General features: G+C 73.7%; 13 protein-coding genes. 2 read left to right on the top strand and 11 right to left on the bottom strand.

The genetic code is table 11. The features are described 5' to 3' along the window. Positions 1–96 precede the first annotated feature (96 nt). From ACVCAG_RS11220 to ACVCAG_RS11210, 3 genes are read right to left on the bottom strand one after another with little or no spacing between them, the layout of a single operon-like run. Complete coding sequence (locus tag ACVCAG_RS11220; RefSeq protein ID WP_447189797.1) at positions 97–1,200, bottom strand: Gfo/Idh/MocA family protein; 1,104 nt, start codon at positions 1,198–1,200, stop codon at positions 97–99. Then, a complete protein-coding gene (locus tag ACVCAG_RS11215; RefSeq protein WP_440083264.1) occupies positions 1,197–1,946 on the bottom strand; it encodes a TIM barrel protein in 750 nt (249 codons plus the stop codon). Before ACVCAG_RS11215 ends, ACVCAG_RS11220 begins: the two co-directional genes overlap by 4 nt. A 56-nt stretch (positions 1,947–2,002) precedes the next feature. Further along, complete coding sequence (locus tag ACVCAG_RS11210) at positions 2,003–2,962, bottom strand: ROK family protein (protein WP_440083263.1); 960 nt, start codon at positions 2,960–2,962, stop codon at positions 2,003–2,005. 284 nt (positions 2,963–3,246) lie between these two features. Here ACVCAG_RS11210 and pgm point away from each other — a divergent pair, with 284 nt between their 5' ends. Next, the gene (gene pgm, locus ACVCAG_RS11205) at positions 3,247–4,884 is read left to right on the top strand and encodes a phosphoglucomutase (alpha-D-glucose-1,6-bisphosphate-dependent) (protein ID WP_440083262.1); all 1,638 of its coding nucleotides are present in this window, start codon (positions 3,247–3,249) and stop codon (positions 4,882–4,884) included. 96 nt (positions 4,885–4,980) lie between these two features. Here pgm and ACVCAG_RS11200 read toward each other — a convergent pair whose 3' ends face one another. From ACVCAG_RS11200 to ACVCAG_RS11165, 8 genes are all read right to left on the bottom strand, one after another. After that, positions 4,981–5,856 (bottom strand): diacylglycerol kinase family protein, encoded by an 876-nt coding sequence (locus tag ACVCAG_RS11200; RefSeq protein ID WP_440083261.1) that lies wholly within the window; start codon positions 5,854–5,856, stop codon positions 4,981–4,983. A 23-nt stretch (positions 5,857–5,879) separates the two neighbouring features. Beyond that, a complete protein-coding gene (locus tag ACVCAG_RS11195) occupies positions 5,880–6,425 on the bottom strand; it encodes a hypothetical protein (protein WP_440083260.1) in 546 nt (181 codons plus the stop codon). 186 nt (positions 6,426–6,611) lie between these two features. After that, positions 6,612–7,190: an NAD(P)H-dependent oxidoreductase gene (locus ACVCAG_RS11190; RefSeq protein ID WP_440083259.1), complete on the bottom strand. Its 579-nt coding sequence runs from the start codon at positions 7,188–7,190 to the stop codon at positions 6,612–6,614. A 357-nt stretch (positions 7,191–7,547) separates the two neighbouring features. Continuing rightward, positions 7,548–8,240 (bottom strand): mycothiol-dependent nitroreductase Rv2466c family protein, encoded by a 693-nt coding sequence (locus ACVCAG_RS11185; protein ID WP_440083258.1) that lies wholly within the window; start codon positions 8,238–8,240, stop codon positions 7,548–7,550. Positions 8,241–8,342: 102 nt separating this feature from the next. Further along, positions 8,343–8,705, bottom strand: coding sequence for a gamma-glutamylcyclotransferase (locus tag ACVCAG_RS11180; RefSeq protein ID WP_440083257.1), 363 nt, complete (start codon positions 8,703–8,705; stop codon positions 8,343–8,345). A gap of 33 nt (positions 8,706–8,738) precedes the next feature. Further along, a complete protein-coding gene (locus ACVCAG_RS11175; protein WP_440083256.1) occupies positions 8,739–9,599 on the bottom strand; it encodes an FAD/NAD(P)-binding protein in 861 nt (286 codons plus the stop codon). Positions 9,600–9,936: 337 nt separating this feature from the next. Next, entirely contained in the window at positions 9,937–11,085 is a 1,149-nt protein-coding gene (locus ACVCAG_RS11170) for an anhydro-N-acetylmuramic acid kinase (protein ID WP_440083255.1), read from the bottom strand. Positions 11,086–11,125: 40 nt separating this feature from the next. Continuing rightward, positions 11,126–12,772, bottom strand: coding sequence for a glycoside hydrolase family 10 protein (locus ACVCAG_RS11165; RefSeq protein WP_447189796.1), 1,647 nt, complete (start codon positions 12,770–12,772; stop codon positions 11,126–11,128). A gap of 345 nt (positions 12,773–13,117) precedes the next feature. On the opposite strand from ACVCAG_RS11165, the gene ACVCAG_RS11160 reads away from it, so the two are divergent. Beyond that, a complete protein-coding gene (locus ACVCAG_RS11160) occupies positions 13,118–14,623 on the top strand; it encodes a glycoside hydrolase family 3 N-terminal domain-containing protein (protein WP_440083253.1) in 1,506 nt (501 codons plus the stop codon). Positions 14,624–14,634 lie beyond the last annotated feature (11 nt).

Below are 14,634 nucleotides of genomic sequence, written 5' to 3'. Positions count from 1 at the left end.
TAATAAGTAACTCGGATGAGTAACAAGCGCAAGGGGCAGACCGGAAAACGGTCCACCCCTCGCGTCCTCGCCGTCAGGCCCCCGGGCCCGGAGCCGTCAGTCGAAACGGATCGCGGCCGGGTCCCATCCCTCGGGCAGCGGGGCCGGTACCGGGCAGGTGCTGCCGATCTCCACGAACTCGGCCCGCTCCGCGGACTCCGCGACGGCGATCATCGTGTCGAGGACGTGCAGGCCCAGCTCGCCGGTGGTCCGGTGCGGCCTTCCCTCGCGGACGGCCTGGGCCATGTCGAGCACGCCCAGGCCGCGACCGGCCTCGGTGCCCTTCGTGGGGACCGGCACCCACTCGTCGTCGACGGCCCGGCGCAACCGCACCTCGCCGCCGAAGGTGTTGGGGTCGGGCACCCGCATGGTCGCCTCGGTACCGGTGATCTCGACGAACCCGGTGCGGCGCAGCGGCGAGTCGAAGCTGAAGACCATCGTGGCGGCCTGTCCCGCGGCGAACTCCAGGAGCGCGCTCGTGTGGGTGGGCACCGCCACCGGAAAACGCGCCCCGGCCTTGGGGCCGGAGCCGACGACCCGCTCGTCCCTGGCCCTGCGGCCGACCGCGGTCACCCGCGAGGCCGGGCCGAACAGGGTCACCAGGGTCGTCAGGTAGTAGGGACCCATGTCGAACAGCGGCCCGGCTCCCGGCTGGAAGAAGAACTCCGGGTTTGGGTGCCACGACTCGGGGCCCGGCGTCTGGAACAGGACCAGGGCGGTGAGCGGGGTGCCGATGGCCCCCTCGGCGACGAGCCTGGCCGCGGTCTGCAGCCCGGCGCCCAGGAAGGTGTCGGGGGCGCTGCCCAGGAGCACCCCCGCCGCGGCGGCGGCCTCCACGAGCCGCGCGCCGGACTCCCGGTCCACGGTGAACGGCTTCTCGTTGTAGACGTGCCGTCCGGCCCGGACGGCGGCGAGCGCCACCTCGGCGTGCGCGGCGGGGACCGTGAGGTTGACCACCAGCTCCACGTCGGGGTGCGAGATCGCCTCCTGCGGGGAGGTCGCCACCGGCACGCCGTACCGCGCGGCGACCTCCGCGGCGCGGTCCAGGTCGAGGTCCGCGCACGCCACCACCCGCACGCCGGGGAAGGAGGTGAGGTTGCCCAGGTACTGGTGGCTGATGTTCCCGCAGCCGACGATCGCCACCCCGAGCGGGCCGGTCACGGGTTCACCCGCCCGGCGGCGGCGAGACCGGTCAGGTAGGCGTGGCTGTCGGCCAGCGCCTGGAGCATGTCGGTGGCGCAGTGGTCGAGTTCCACGATCCGCACCGCGTCCGGCGCGGTGTTCAGCGCGTCCACGATGGGCACCCGGCCGGAGCCGACCGCGGTCATCGGGCCCTCCTGGGTGGCGGGGCCGTCCTTGACGTGCAGGTGGCTCACCCGCTCGCCGAGCCGGGTCAGCAGTCCCGACGGGTCGACCCCGCCGGTCGCCGCCCAGTAGAGGTCCACCTCCAGCAGCACGGAGGGGTCCAGCAGCTCCGCGAGCACCTCCAGCGCGGGACGGCCGTCCACCCGCTGCTCCAGCTCCCACCAGTGGTTGTGGTATCCGAGCCGCAGCCCGTGGTCGGCCGCCTCGCGGGCCGCCTCGCCGATGGTCCTGGCGGCCAGCTCGACCCCCTCCCTGCCGGCGAACCACTCGGCGGGGGCGGCGGGCACGATGACGGTCTCCGCGCCGACGGTGACGGCCCCGGCCAGCGCGGCCGCGCGCCGCTCGTCGAGGAGCGGGGCGTGCACGCTGCACACCGAGAGCCCCGCCTCCCGCAGGTCGTCGCGGAGACCTTCCGGATCGAGGTGCACGTCGTACGGCTCGACCGCGCCGTAACCCATGTCGGCGATGCGGCGCAGTACGGCGCGGCGGTCGACGGCCGCCTGTTCGCGCACGGAGTACAGCTGGACGGCGAGTGAGCTCATCGATTCTCCTTAGCGTGGACACCTTCGCCTGCGGGCGGAGGAGAGAACGCGGTCCTCTACCCCGCGACGGGGAGGACCAGGGCCGCGGCGCCGTACAGACCGGCGTCGCGTTCCAGGGAGGTACGTTCGACGTTCAGGCCGCGCAGGAAGCCGAGGCCCGCCCGCTTGGCGACCGCCTCGCGCAGCGGGGCGAGCAGGGTCTCCCCCGCCCCGGAGACGCCGCCCCCGATGACGACGTCGTCGAGGTCGAAGAGCGCCGCCGTGGTGAGGATCGCCACGGCCAGCGCGTCGGCGGCCCGCTGGAAGGCCTGCCGGGCGACGGGGACCCCGCGCGCGGCGTCGGCCGAGAGCGCGCGGGCGTCCGGGTGCGCGCCGGAAGCGCTCCAGCCGTTCTCCAGCGCCCAGCGGACCATGCTCGGGCCGCTGGCGACCGTCTCCAGGCAGCCGCTCGCCCCGCAGGGGCAGAGCCGTCCGTCGCCGTCCACCGCGATGTGCCCGATGTGCCCGGCGTTTCCGGTCGGTCCCACGTACGGCACCCCGTCGAGGACCAGGCCCCCGCCCACGCCGGTGGACACCACGATGCCCAGCAGGGCCCGGGAGCGTGAGTGCCCGCCCCGCCACCACTCCCCCAGCGCCATGCACTGCGCGTCTCCCGCGAGCGCGACGGGAAGGCCGGGAAGGAGCTCGCTCACCGCGCCGACCAGCGGGAAGTCACGCCAGGCGGGGATGTTGACCGGGCTGACCGTACCGGCGACGGCGTCGAGGGGACCGGCCGAGCCGATGCCGACCCCGGTCAGGTCTCCCAGGTCCCCGGTCTCTCCGGCGGCGCCGGCGCCGGTGACGCCATCGGTGTCACGGACCTCAGGGACCTCGCGGATGTGCCGGACGAGCGAGACCAGCGTCGCCTCGGGATCCGGGCCGACCGGCAGTTCCACCCTGCGTGCCACGGTCCCGTCCGGCCGGACCAGCGCCGCGGCGAACTTGGTGCCGCCGATGTCGATCGCGAGGGCGGTCATCGGCCGGCCTTTCCGGCGTACCGGAACCCGGAGGGACGGCAGGCGGCCACCGGGGCCACCACGCGGCTGTGCAAGGGGATCCTCCGCTGGTCAATGGCACAAAGGGTGCGATACCCAAGTGGCCGGGCAAACAGGCTGAAGGTATGACGTTGATGACAACGTTGTCAACGTCATATGGGGGCGTGCGGGGCCACCGGTTCGCCACAAGCCTTCCATCAATTGTGCAGGCTTATCCGATTTAAGGGCAGATACGGTTAGCTCAGGTGTGATGTGAGGAGACTGCGATGACGCACGAACACGCGGGACAGCCCGCCAGGCCGTCCGATCTTGTCGACGTGGCCCGCCTGGTGACCTCCTACTACGCCCTGCATCCCGACCCGGGCGAGGTGGGCCAGCGGGTGGCGTTCGGGACGTCGGGACACCGGGGCTCCTCGCTGAACGTCGCGTTCAACGAGGACCACATCCTCGCGACCAGTCAGGCCATCGTGGAGTACCGGGCGGCGCAGGGAGTCGACGGCCCGCTGTTCCTGGGCGCCGACAGCCATGCGCTGTCGGAACCGGCGCGGGTGTCGGCGCTGGAGGTCTTCGCGGCCAACGGGGTGACGGTCATGATCGACAGCCGGGACGGCTACACCCCGACCCCCGCGGTCTCCCACGCGATCCTGGCCCACAACCGGGGGCGCTCCTCGGGACGGGCCGACGGCGTGGTGGTGACCCCCTCGCACAACCCGCCCGGCGACGGCGGGTTCAAGTACAACCCGCCGCACGGCGGCCCGGCCGACACCGACGCCACCTCCTGGATCCAGGACCGGGCCAACGCGCTGATCGCCGACGGCCTGAAGGAGGTCAGGCGGGTCCCGTACGCCAGGGCGCTGGCCGCCGACACGACCGGCCGGTACGACTTCCTCGGCCACTACGTGGACGACCTGCCCTCGGTGCTGGACCTCGACGCCGTCCGGGAGGCGGGGGTGCGCATCGGCGCCGACCCGCTGGGCGGCGCGAGCGTCGCGTACTGGGGGGAGATCGCCGAGCGGCACCGGCTGGACCTGACGGTGATCAACCCGCTGACCGATCCGACGTGGCGGTTCATGACGCTGGACTGGGACGGCAAGATCCGGATGGACTGCTCGTCGCCGTACGCGATGGCTTCGCTCATCGCCAACCGCGACGCCTTCGACGTCTCCACGGGCAACGACGCCGACGCCGACCGGCACGGCATCGTCACGCCCGACGGGGGGCTGATGAACCCCAACCACTACCTCGCCGTGGCGATCTCCTACCTCTACTCCCACCGGCCCGGCTGGCCCGCCGCCGCCGGGATCGGCAAGACGCTGGTGAGCAGCGGCATGATCGACCGGGTGGCGGCCGACCTGGGCAGGCGGCTGATGGAGGTCCCCGTCGGGTTCAAGTGGTTCGTGCCGGGCCTGCTGGACGGCTCGCTGGGCTTCGGCGGCGAGGAGAGCGCCGGGGCGTCGTTCCTGCGGCGCGACGGCTCGGTGTGGACCACCGACAAGGACGGCCTGATCCTGGCGCTGCTCGCCTCGGAGATCGTCGCGACCACGGGCCGCTCGCCGAGCGAGCACTACGGCGACCTGGTGGCCCGGTTCGGCGACCCCGCCTACGCCCGCGTCGACGCCCCCGCGACCCGGGAGGAGAAGGCGGTGCTCGCCAGGCTCTCGGCCGAGCAGGTCACCGCCGGCAGCCTCGCCGGGGAGGAGATCACCCAGGTGCTCACCTCGGCCCCCGGCAACGGCGCCGCCCTCGGCGGGCTCAAGGTCTCCACCGGGAGCGCCTGGTTCGCCGCCCGCCCCTCCGGCACCGAGGACGTGTACAAGATCTACGCCGAGTCCTTCAAGGGTCCCGAGCACCTGGCGCGGGTGCAGCAGGAGGCGCGCGACCTGGTCTCGGCCTCCCTGGGCTGACGGCGACGACGCGCGACCGGCGGGCATCTCCCGAAGTGGCCGTCCGCCGGGCGGCCGGGCTCTCGCGAACCGGCCTCGGGCAAAGCGGGAGCGACCTCAGGTGAACATGCGCCAGGCGGCGGGCACGACCGTCCAGCGGCGCCGGGTGATCCGGCCGGTCAGCTCGCCGTCGGCGTTCACCGGGACGGGGCCGCCCTCCACGGTCACCTCCCGGCCGCGAGTGGTGATCACGTCGCGCAGGCCGAGGTGGGTCCCCCTGCGCAGCCGGAGGGCGTAGACGAGCCTGTCCAGCGGGCCGGTCGTCAGCGAGACGATGACGTCGGCCATGCCGTCGTCGGGCCTGGCCCTGGGGGCCAGCGGGGTGCCGCCGCCGATGGTGACGCCGTTGCCGATCCCCACCATGAGCGCCGGGCGCCCGTCGCCGACGGAGCGGCCGTCCACGGTGACGCGCAGCCGCCAGCCGGGGCTGCGCACACCCGCGAGCAGCGCTCCCACCGCGTAGGCGAGCCGCCCGAGCACCGGCTTGAGCGGCGTGGCGCCCTCGGACGCCTCGGCGCCGATGCCGAGGTGGACCATGTTGACGATGACCCCGCCCTCGTCGTCCACCAGGAGGTCGAGCGGCCGGGGCCGGTCGGCGAGCACGACGCGGGCCGCGACCGGCGGGTCCAGCGGGATGCCCAGGCCGCGGGCGAAGTCGTTGCCGGTGCCCAGCGGCACGAGCCCCACCGTGCGGGCGTCCAGCTCGTCGCGCCGGTGCAGGGTTGCGACCACCACGTGCAACGTGCCGTCACCGCCCAGCACGACCACGTCCCTGCCGGGACAGGCGTCGAGCATCTCGTCCAGGTCCTTCTCCCCGGCGGGCGCCTCGATCACGTCGGCGCCACCGCCGCGCAGCGTCTCGAGGGCGGTGGCCCTGGCCTCGTCGTCGGCGCTCCCCGCGCTCTCGTTGTAGATCGCCAGCAACTCGGCCATGTCGTTCCTCCAGGTGGTCGTCCCTACGGTCCCTGCCCACCGGAATCACGATCACGCGGTTCCCTGTCCGTCCGCCACCAGCGCAGCGACACCCAGAGCCCGGTTCCGACGCCGATCAGCGCGGCCAGGACGTACACCACGCCGATCGTCGTGTCCGAGGTGTAGCCGTTGCCGGCCACGAGGATGGCCATGAGCAGCGCGGCCAGCAGCCCCACGCCCGCTCCCCCGGCGAGACCGAGCAGGCCCACCTTCAGCGCGCGTGACAGGCCTCCCGCGCTGCGCGGCACCGGCGTCATGACGGTCATGAGGCGGCCCACGACGAGGGCGGGGTCGTCGTCGACCCCGCCGGCGACGAGCTGGACGGTCACCCCGCCCCGCTCGGGCTCGCTCAGGCAGATCCAGTGGCGTTCCTCGAGGAAGACGGTGGCGCCTCCCGCGCCGGGAACGGTCAGCCACAGGAACGGCGTGCCCTCGGGGAACGTCCTGACGCCGTGCCTGGCCGCCGGGGCGTGCACGTCGAGCGCCGCGCCGAGGGCTCGCAGCGCCACCTCCTGGTCGGATCTCCCCACGGCAGCCTCCCTTCCTCATCCCTTCGCGCCTTCGTGGCGCACGACGCGGCGGTCGCCTCCCGGCGGGGACCGCTCGGCGGGTCGAGGGGCATTCGGAGGATCGGGACCGTACGGCGGGATCGCGGACGCCGTACGGCGGATCCTGAGGACCGGGGCCCAAGGGCCCCGGCGAGCGGCCGGGCGGCCTCACACGGCGGACCTGTCGAGAGAACCGGCCCCGGCGAGGGACGGGGAGCAGATCTCGTCCAGCACGTCGCGGAGCCGGCCCCGGCAGTCCTGGTCGGCGAGCCTGCCGTCGGCGTCGAACTGATCCGGAGCCGGGGAGACGGCCAGTTCCGCGCCGCACACCACCGCCCCCGCCGCGCCGAGGGCCCTGCGCAGCTGGATCTGCGTCCACATCCCCTCGTGGGCGCGCGGGCAGGCGGTCACCACACCCACCGGCTTGCCCACCAGGACCGCGCCGCCGCGCGCGGACGAGATCCAGTCGAGCGCGTGTCCCAGCTGTGCCGGGAGCGCGCTGTGCGCCGGCGCGGTGATCAGCACACCGTCCGCGGCGGAGAGGCGGTGCCACAGGTCGGCGACCGGCCTCGGGAGCTCGCCGTCCTCGAAGGACGGCACCTGGTCCAGGCCCCGCCAGATCTCGAAGTCCACCGTCGCGGGCAGTTCCCGTGCCGCCGCCTCCAGGAGCCTCCAGACGTACGCCCCCGGGCGAAGGCTTCCCGCGATCCCAACGATCCTCATTCCCGGCCCCATCTCTGTCGCCATACCGCGACGTTACGAGTGAGGGAGGTCCCGCCTTCGGTCACGCGGTCGCGGCCGTCGGCGGGGGCGCTCCCCCGAACTCACCGACAAAAACCGCTACTCGACGCCACCGTGACGCGGAGAGAGTGGTCCGCTCGCGGTACCGGTCGAGCCGCCCCTCTCACGAACCCCGGAACGGCGATCACGCTTCCGCAGGCCAGCACCGTGACGGCGGTGCCGGCGAACCTCACGCTCCATCACACTCGGGGGCCTGCCCTCAGCGAGAGGTGACGAACATGATCAAGCGTATCGTTCGCGAAAAAAGCGGTTATTTCTCCGTCAAGCGCGGCGAGGACGCTGGAAGGGAGGCCTCGTCCCGCGCTACGGGGCCTGCGGCCAGGTGCGGGGAACCGCCCGGTCGGTGACCCGCTTGAGCTCGAAGAACGCCTCCTCGGTGGCGAGCACCTTGAACGCGTCCCAGAGCCGCCCGGCCCGCTCGCCGGTCGGGATCTCGCTGATGACGGGACCGAACTGCCCGGCGTGCCCGTTCACCGAGATGGTGGGGACACCGATCAGCGACGGGTTCCGCCTCCCTGCGGGCACCAGGGCGTGCGAGGCGTGGATCGCCTCGTCCCAGGTGCCGTCGGTCCTCGCGGCGAGCAGCCCGGCGGGCAACCCGGCGTCGGCGAGCGCGGCGGCGATCACCGGTTCCAGGGCCTCCATCGCGGCCCGCCAGCCCGCGAGACCGCCGTCCGGCGTCGTGTCGCGGGGCCGCTGGAACAGGCCGTCCTCGCCGTGGTAACGGGTGCCGAGCGTGGTGTAGAGGTCGCCGACGGCGGCGTCCCCGGCCTCCGCGCGCGCCGCCGCGAACACCCGCATGGTGCCCCGGCCGATCTCGACGATCTCACGGTACTCCTCGGACAGGTCCTGCTTCTCGTTGAGCACCGCCAGGCTCATCTCCCGCCAGTTGATCGTGATGGGGCGCACCTCGCGCACTTCCAGGATCCAGCGGGAGGTGATCCAGGCCCAGGGGCAACCGGGGTCGAACCAGAAGTCGACCAGATCCTCGCTCATGGGAGTCCTCTTTCCTCGGGGGTCCCCCAGGATGCGACCTCAACCACGCTCAAGGTCAAGCCCGGGCGGCCACCCGGCCGGGGCACGGTTCCCCCCGCCGGTTCAGGAGGCGATGTAGACCCAGGCGCGCACGCCGGAGGCGAGCGTCACCGACACCCGGCTGTAGTCGGCCACCTCGTAGCCGTCGGCGGCGGCCAGCTCCACGCCGGTGATCTCGAACACCGTCCCCTCGACCCCATCCGAGGGATCACCGGTGGCCCGCACGATCGGATGACGATCGGCGCCGCTGACCGCGACGACGTCCGGGTCGGTTATCGCCACCGTCGACAGCGTGTGGCCGGGCAGCAGATCCGGCCTGCCGTCCAGTTCCCGGCCGAAGGTGGACAGCTGCACGTCGCGCTGCCGCAGGGTCCCGTAGGAGAACAGGTACGTGCGCTCCTGTGCGACCTGGCCGTCCTCGGACAACGAACACCCCTCCCCGCGCGGACGTGGACTCCTTCACCGAAGTCTAGAACGCGCCGGTTCCCGGCCCCCCGGCAGGGAGACCGCCCTGGCGGCCGGCCCCGGCGAACCCCCGTCCTCACACGTACCGGCCCTGCGCGGGGGACGGCAGGCGGGCGCCGGAGGCGAGCGCCCCCACGAGGCGTGGCGCGAGGGCCGCGGCCTGGGCGCGGATCTCCGGGATCGCCGTCGTCTCGTACAGGCTTCCGCGCAGCATGGGGCCCAGCGTGAAGATCCGGTCGTCCGGGTCTCCCGCCGCGTCCAGGACCGCACCGCCGGGAGCGGCGTCCAGCCCGAGCCGCAGCGGGTCCGGCCGGACCACACCGTCGGCGACGAGGCCGGCGAGGAGGGGCTCGCGGCGTCCACGATCGGCGGCAGGGCGGCCTGGGCGCGGTTGCCCAGGGCCAGGACGACGGCCTCGGCGTCCACCTGGCCGCCGCCGGACAGGTGGACCCGCACCCCCCGGCCCCGGGTCAGGGCGCTCACCGTGCCCGTCACCTTGCGCACCACGCGGACGGGCCACTCCTCGGCACCGGCCAGCAGGTCGCGGAGGTAGCGCCCGTACGTCCGTCTCGGCAGGTAGTCGGAGGCGGAGACGTCCAGCCCGTCGTCGAGGGCCCAGCGCAGGAAGTGGCCGGGGTCGTCGTCCAGCCCGCTCATCTTGTTCGCGCAGGCGTTGAGGAGGTGGTGCGGATCGGTGGTCGAGTACGCCTGTCCCAGCGCGTGCCGCCCGTACCGGTCGATCAGCACGACCTCCAGCGGCATGGCCCGCGCCCTCGCCTCGCGGAGAAGGTGGACCGCCGCCAGCGTGCCGCTCGCGCCGCCGCCCACGACGGCGACCGATGAGGAACCTGACACGCGATCCAGCATAACCCACTATTCCTGTAGGGTATACCGGATAGTGGGAGCGTGAACCGTTCCATCCACGATCTTGACGTTCGCGAACGGGCCGCCGGCGAGGTGGGCCGAAGGTCCTGCGGACGACGCGGGGGCCCCGATCCGCGGTGACCGCGAACTCGTCCGGCGTCCTGCGCGCATCCGGTGATCCCGTTTCCCGGGGCGACGGCGGCGAACGCCGGGCGGGCGGGATCCCGCGCCTTACGGGCGTCGTGGCGGGCCCCTTTTCAACCGCCACGACGCCCGCCCCCCCTTCCGGCCCGGAGGCCGCGAGTGGCCGGAGGGACGCCTTCACGACCTATCCGGCCGCCCCCGCCGCGGTGAGGCGCAGGCGGCGAGGTCCCTCGTCGAGAGGTTCCGGCAACCTCAGCGCTCCGGCGCCGGGAGTGATCGCGCCGAGGAGGCGGGGGCCGGACGCGCCCGTGCAGCCGGGGACCGTCGCGGGCAGCCCGTGCGCCGCCAGCCAGCCGAGGAGCGAGAAGGCGATCGCCTCCTTGGCGTCGGCGGGGACGCCGAGCTCGTCGCTCGGCACGATGCGCGCGCCCCCGGCGCGCGCGGCCAGCATCGCCATCAGCACCGGATTGCGCACCCCTCCCCCGGAGACGACCACCGTCTCGAGGCGGTGGCGCCGGATCTCCGCCGCGGCGGTCTCCGCGGTGAGCGCGGCCAGCGTCGCCAGCAGGTCGGGCAGGTCCGGCCCGTACGGCGACGTCCTACCGTCCAGGTAGCCGGGGTGGAACAGCTCCTTGCCGGTGCTCTTCGGCGGCGGGGCCCGGTAGTACGGCTCGGCCAGGAGATCCGCCAGCAACCCCTCGTGCACCTCCCCCGAGGCGGCGAGGCGGCCGTCCTCGTCGTAGGGCGCGCCCGTGGCGGCCGACACCGCCGCGTCCATCAGCGCCGACGCCGGGCCGGTGTCGTAGGCCGTCCCGGTGTCCCGCACGGTCAGGTTCGCGATCCCGCCGAGGTTGAGCGCGCCGCTCGGCCCCGGCAGCCCTTCCAGGAGCAGCAGGTCGAAATAGGAGACCAGCGGCGCGCCCTGCCCTCCGGCGGCCACGTCCCTGGCCCGCAGGTCGGAGACCACCGGCACGCCGGTCCGCTCGGCGATCCAGGCGGGCTGGCCCAGCTGCAGCGTGCCGCGCACCCGGCCGTCCTCCACCCAGTGGAACATCGTCTGCCCGTGCGAGCAGATGAGATCCACCGGCCCGCACTCCTCGGCGGCGTCGGCGAACGCCTGGCCGACCAGGGTGTCGAGCCGGCACACCTCGGCCATGTCCGCCGGATTGGGCGGCAGCGCGCCGGCGATGCGCTCGCGCAGCCGTCCCTCGTACGGCCGCGTGCCGGCGTGCTCGACGACACCGGTGAGCAGGTCGCCGTCCGGGGACCAGTCCACGATCGCGCTGTCGATCCCGTCGTGGGACGTTCCCGACATCAACCCCAGCACGCGCATGCCTTCATCCCCTCACCATCCCCCGGGTCCCGCCGGGCCGTCACCGCGCGCGGCGGCCGATACTGGGCGGGCTCAGGCGGCCGGCCCGGTCGACGGCCACCACGTGGTAGTACGCGCCCGCAGCGCCTCCAGCGCCTCCAGCGCCTCCAGCGTCTCCAGCGTCTCCAGCGCCTCCAGCGCCTCCAGCGCCCGCCGGGTCCGTCCAGCGCAGGTCGCGGGCGGCGGGGACGACCGCGATCAGGTTCCGGGCGTCGGCGAGGTCCCCTGGCCCGGCCGGCCGGTCGAGCCGGAAGACCGCGTACTGGAACGGGACGTGCCGGCCGGTGGCCAGGACGCGCAGCTCGACGCCACCGGGCACCCGGCGCGCCAGGAGGACGAGCGGGCGGCCCGGGGCCCGGCCCGAGGCGAGCCTGGGCAGCAGCGGGGACAGCGCGGGGCGGGTGTAGTGGCCGGTCACCACGGCGCTGATCGAGCCGATCCGGTCGTCGCGGACGTCGCCGGAGTTGTACCAGATGTCGCCGCCGACCTCGGGGTGGCCCTCGTTGAGGGTGAGGTGCCTGCTGAGTTCGTCGGGCCGCGACCACTCGGCGGGCTGGCCCGCCGCCCCGGCCTTGTAGGCCGCCTGGCCGATCCACAGCTGGGTGCCCGTGCCCGCCGCCACGTCGGACCACCAGGGGACAAGCTTGGCGTAGTCGGCGTTGGACTGGCCGATGTACCAGTACAGCTGCGGCGCGATGTAGTCGAGCCACCCCTTCTTGACCCAGCCGCGCGTGTCGGCGTGCAGGTTGTCGTAGGACTGGCCGCCGCTGGTCTCCGACCCCAGGGGGTCGGTGGCCCGGTTGCGCCAGATGCCCGAGGGACTGATGCCCCAGGCGACCTCGGGCTTGACCCGCCGCACCCGCCGCTGCATCTCCCGTACGAGGAGGTCGACGTTCTCGCGCCGCCAGGCCGCGAGATCGGGGAAGCCGGCGCCGTACCGGGCGTAGGCCTCGGCGTCGTCGAAGGCGGTGGTGTTGACCGGGTAGAAGTAGTCGTCGAAGTGCAGGCCATCGATGTCGTACCTGGTGACCGCGTCCATCATCGCGTCCTGCACGAACGCGCGGACCTCGGGCATGCCGGGGTTGTAGTAGAGCTTGCCGCCGTAGGGGACGATCCAGTCGGGGTGCCTGCGGCCGGGGTGGTCGGGGTGCAGCAGGGCCGGGTCGGCCTGCATCGACACCCGGTAGGGGTTGAACCACGCGTGGAAGGCGAGGCCCCGCCGGTGCGTCTCCGCCACCAGGAAGGCCAGCGGGTCGTAGCCGGGGTCACGTCCCTGCACGCCGGTCAGGTACTGCGACCAGGGCTCGTACCGGGAGGGCCAGAAGGCGTCGGCGGTCGGCCGGACCTGCACGAACACCGCGTTGAGCCCGCGGGCCCGCGCCAGGTCGAGCCAGCCCAGATACTCGGCCCTCTGCCGCTCGGCGCTCAGCCCGGTCCTCGACGGCCAGTTGATGTTGGCGACCGAGGCGATCCACATGCCGCGCATCTGGCGCAGCGGCGGCACCCGCCCGGCGCCGGCCCCGTACGAGATCCCGGAGGAGTCGGAGGAGGAGGCGGAGGCCGGGGCCCGGCCGGACAGGGGCACGGCGGTCGCCGCGACGGCGAGGGCGAGGCCGCGCAGGACGGCTCGCCGGCTGGATGGGCTCATGCGGACTCCAGGGGTGTTCGGCCCCGGGCGGCGGGCCGGGGACCGCGGTCCGGACGCCACCGGGCCGACGCGAGGGCGGGCACCGGGGCGGGCACGAAGGCGAACATGAGGACGGACGCGAAGCGGGCACGACGGCGGACGTGCGGATGAACGCGGAAATGATCGCGAGGCCGGCACGGGATCACAAGGTCACAAGGTCACGGGTTCTCGATCGCGAGGATGACAGAAAGCTACTTCGAAGGCAATGATAATGAAGAAAATTGTCATTGATGTGTAATCTGCCTTGAGACACCTCCTCCCGCCGACCTGTCAGAAGACGCCTGCCTCGATCGAGAAGGTGACCGCATGCCCCATCGCAGCCCCGACCTGGCCCGGCTGGCCATGACCGTCCTCCAGCCGGGTTTCGACGGCACCGAGCCGCCCGGATGGCTGCTCCGCGCGCTCGGCGACGAGGGCCTCGGCGGGACCGTGCTGTTCGCCCGCAACCTCGACGGCCTCGGCCACACCGCCGACCTGGTCGCCCGGCTGCGCGCGGAGAACCCCGCCGCGGTGATCGCGGTGGACGAGGAGGGCGGATCCGTCACCCGCCTGCAGGCCGCGCGGGGCAGCTCGTGGCCGGGCAACCGGGCACTGGGCGTGGCCGACGACGTCGAGGCGACCCGGCTGGTCGCCCAGGAGATCGGCCGCCTCCTGGCCTCGGCCGACATCACCCTCGACTACGCCCCGGTGGCGGACGTCAACGCCAACCCGGTCAACCCGGTGATCGGCGTCCGCTCCTTCGGCGCCGATCCCGAACTGGTCTCCCGGCACACCGCCGCCTGGATCTCCGGGCTCCAGGGGGCCGGGGTGGCCGCCTGCGCCAAGCACTTCCCCGGCCACGGCGACACCCACACCGATTCCCACCACGCCCTGCCGACCCTGCACGCCTCCTCGCGGCTCCTCGCCGAGCGTGACCTGCCGCCCTTCCGCACGGCGGTGGCCGCCGGGGTACGGGCCGTCATGTGCGGGCACCTGCTGATCCCGGCCCTCGACCCGGAGAACCCCGCGACGCTGAGCCGGCGGATCACGACCGGGCTGCTCCGCGAGGAGATGGGGTTCACCGGGATGATCGTCACCGACGCCATCGAGATGCGCGCCGTCGCGGCCCTCCACCCGCCGGGGGAGATCGCGGTCCGCGCCCTGGCGGCCGGGGCCGACGCGATCTGCGCGGGCATCTCCTCCCCCGGGGGCGAGAACGTCCACGAGCTGCGCGACGCCATCGTGGCCGCCGTACGGGAGGGCAGGCTGGCCGAGGACCGGCTGGCCGAGGCCGCCTCCCGCGTGCTCGCCCTGTCCGGCTGGTACGCCGCGAGCGCCGCCGCGGAGGCGCGGGCGGCGGGGGTCGCCGCCCGGGGCGCGGGGGACGAGGGCGAGGAGCTCGGCCTGCGCACCGCACGGGCGGCCATCCGCGTGACCGCCACGAACGCCCCGGCCGTGCTCTCCGGGCCGCCGCTGGTCGTCGACATCGCCCCCCGGCTGAGCGAGGCGGTCGAGCCGGGCATGCTCACCGGTCTCATCGGCGCCCTCACCGAGGTGCTGCCGGGCACCGTCGGCCACGTCGTCACCGTGGAGGCGCCCGAGCTGCCCGACCTGGGCGACGGAAGCCGCCCGCTGGTGATGGTGGTGCACGACGCCAGGCGCCACCCGTGGGTCGGCGAGCTGCTGGCGCGGGCCGTCGCGCTGCGCCCCGACACCGTGGTGGTCGAGACCGGGATGCCCGGCGAACCCTCGGGGGCCGTGTACGTCACCACGAACGGCATCTCCCGGGCTTCGGCCCGCGCCGTGGCCCGTTGGTTGACCGGCGACCAATAGGCTGATTTATG

The organism is Streptosporangium sp. G12 (genome assembly GCF_052983175.1).
This window is presented reverse-complemented; position numbering and strand designations above follow the sequence as displayed.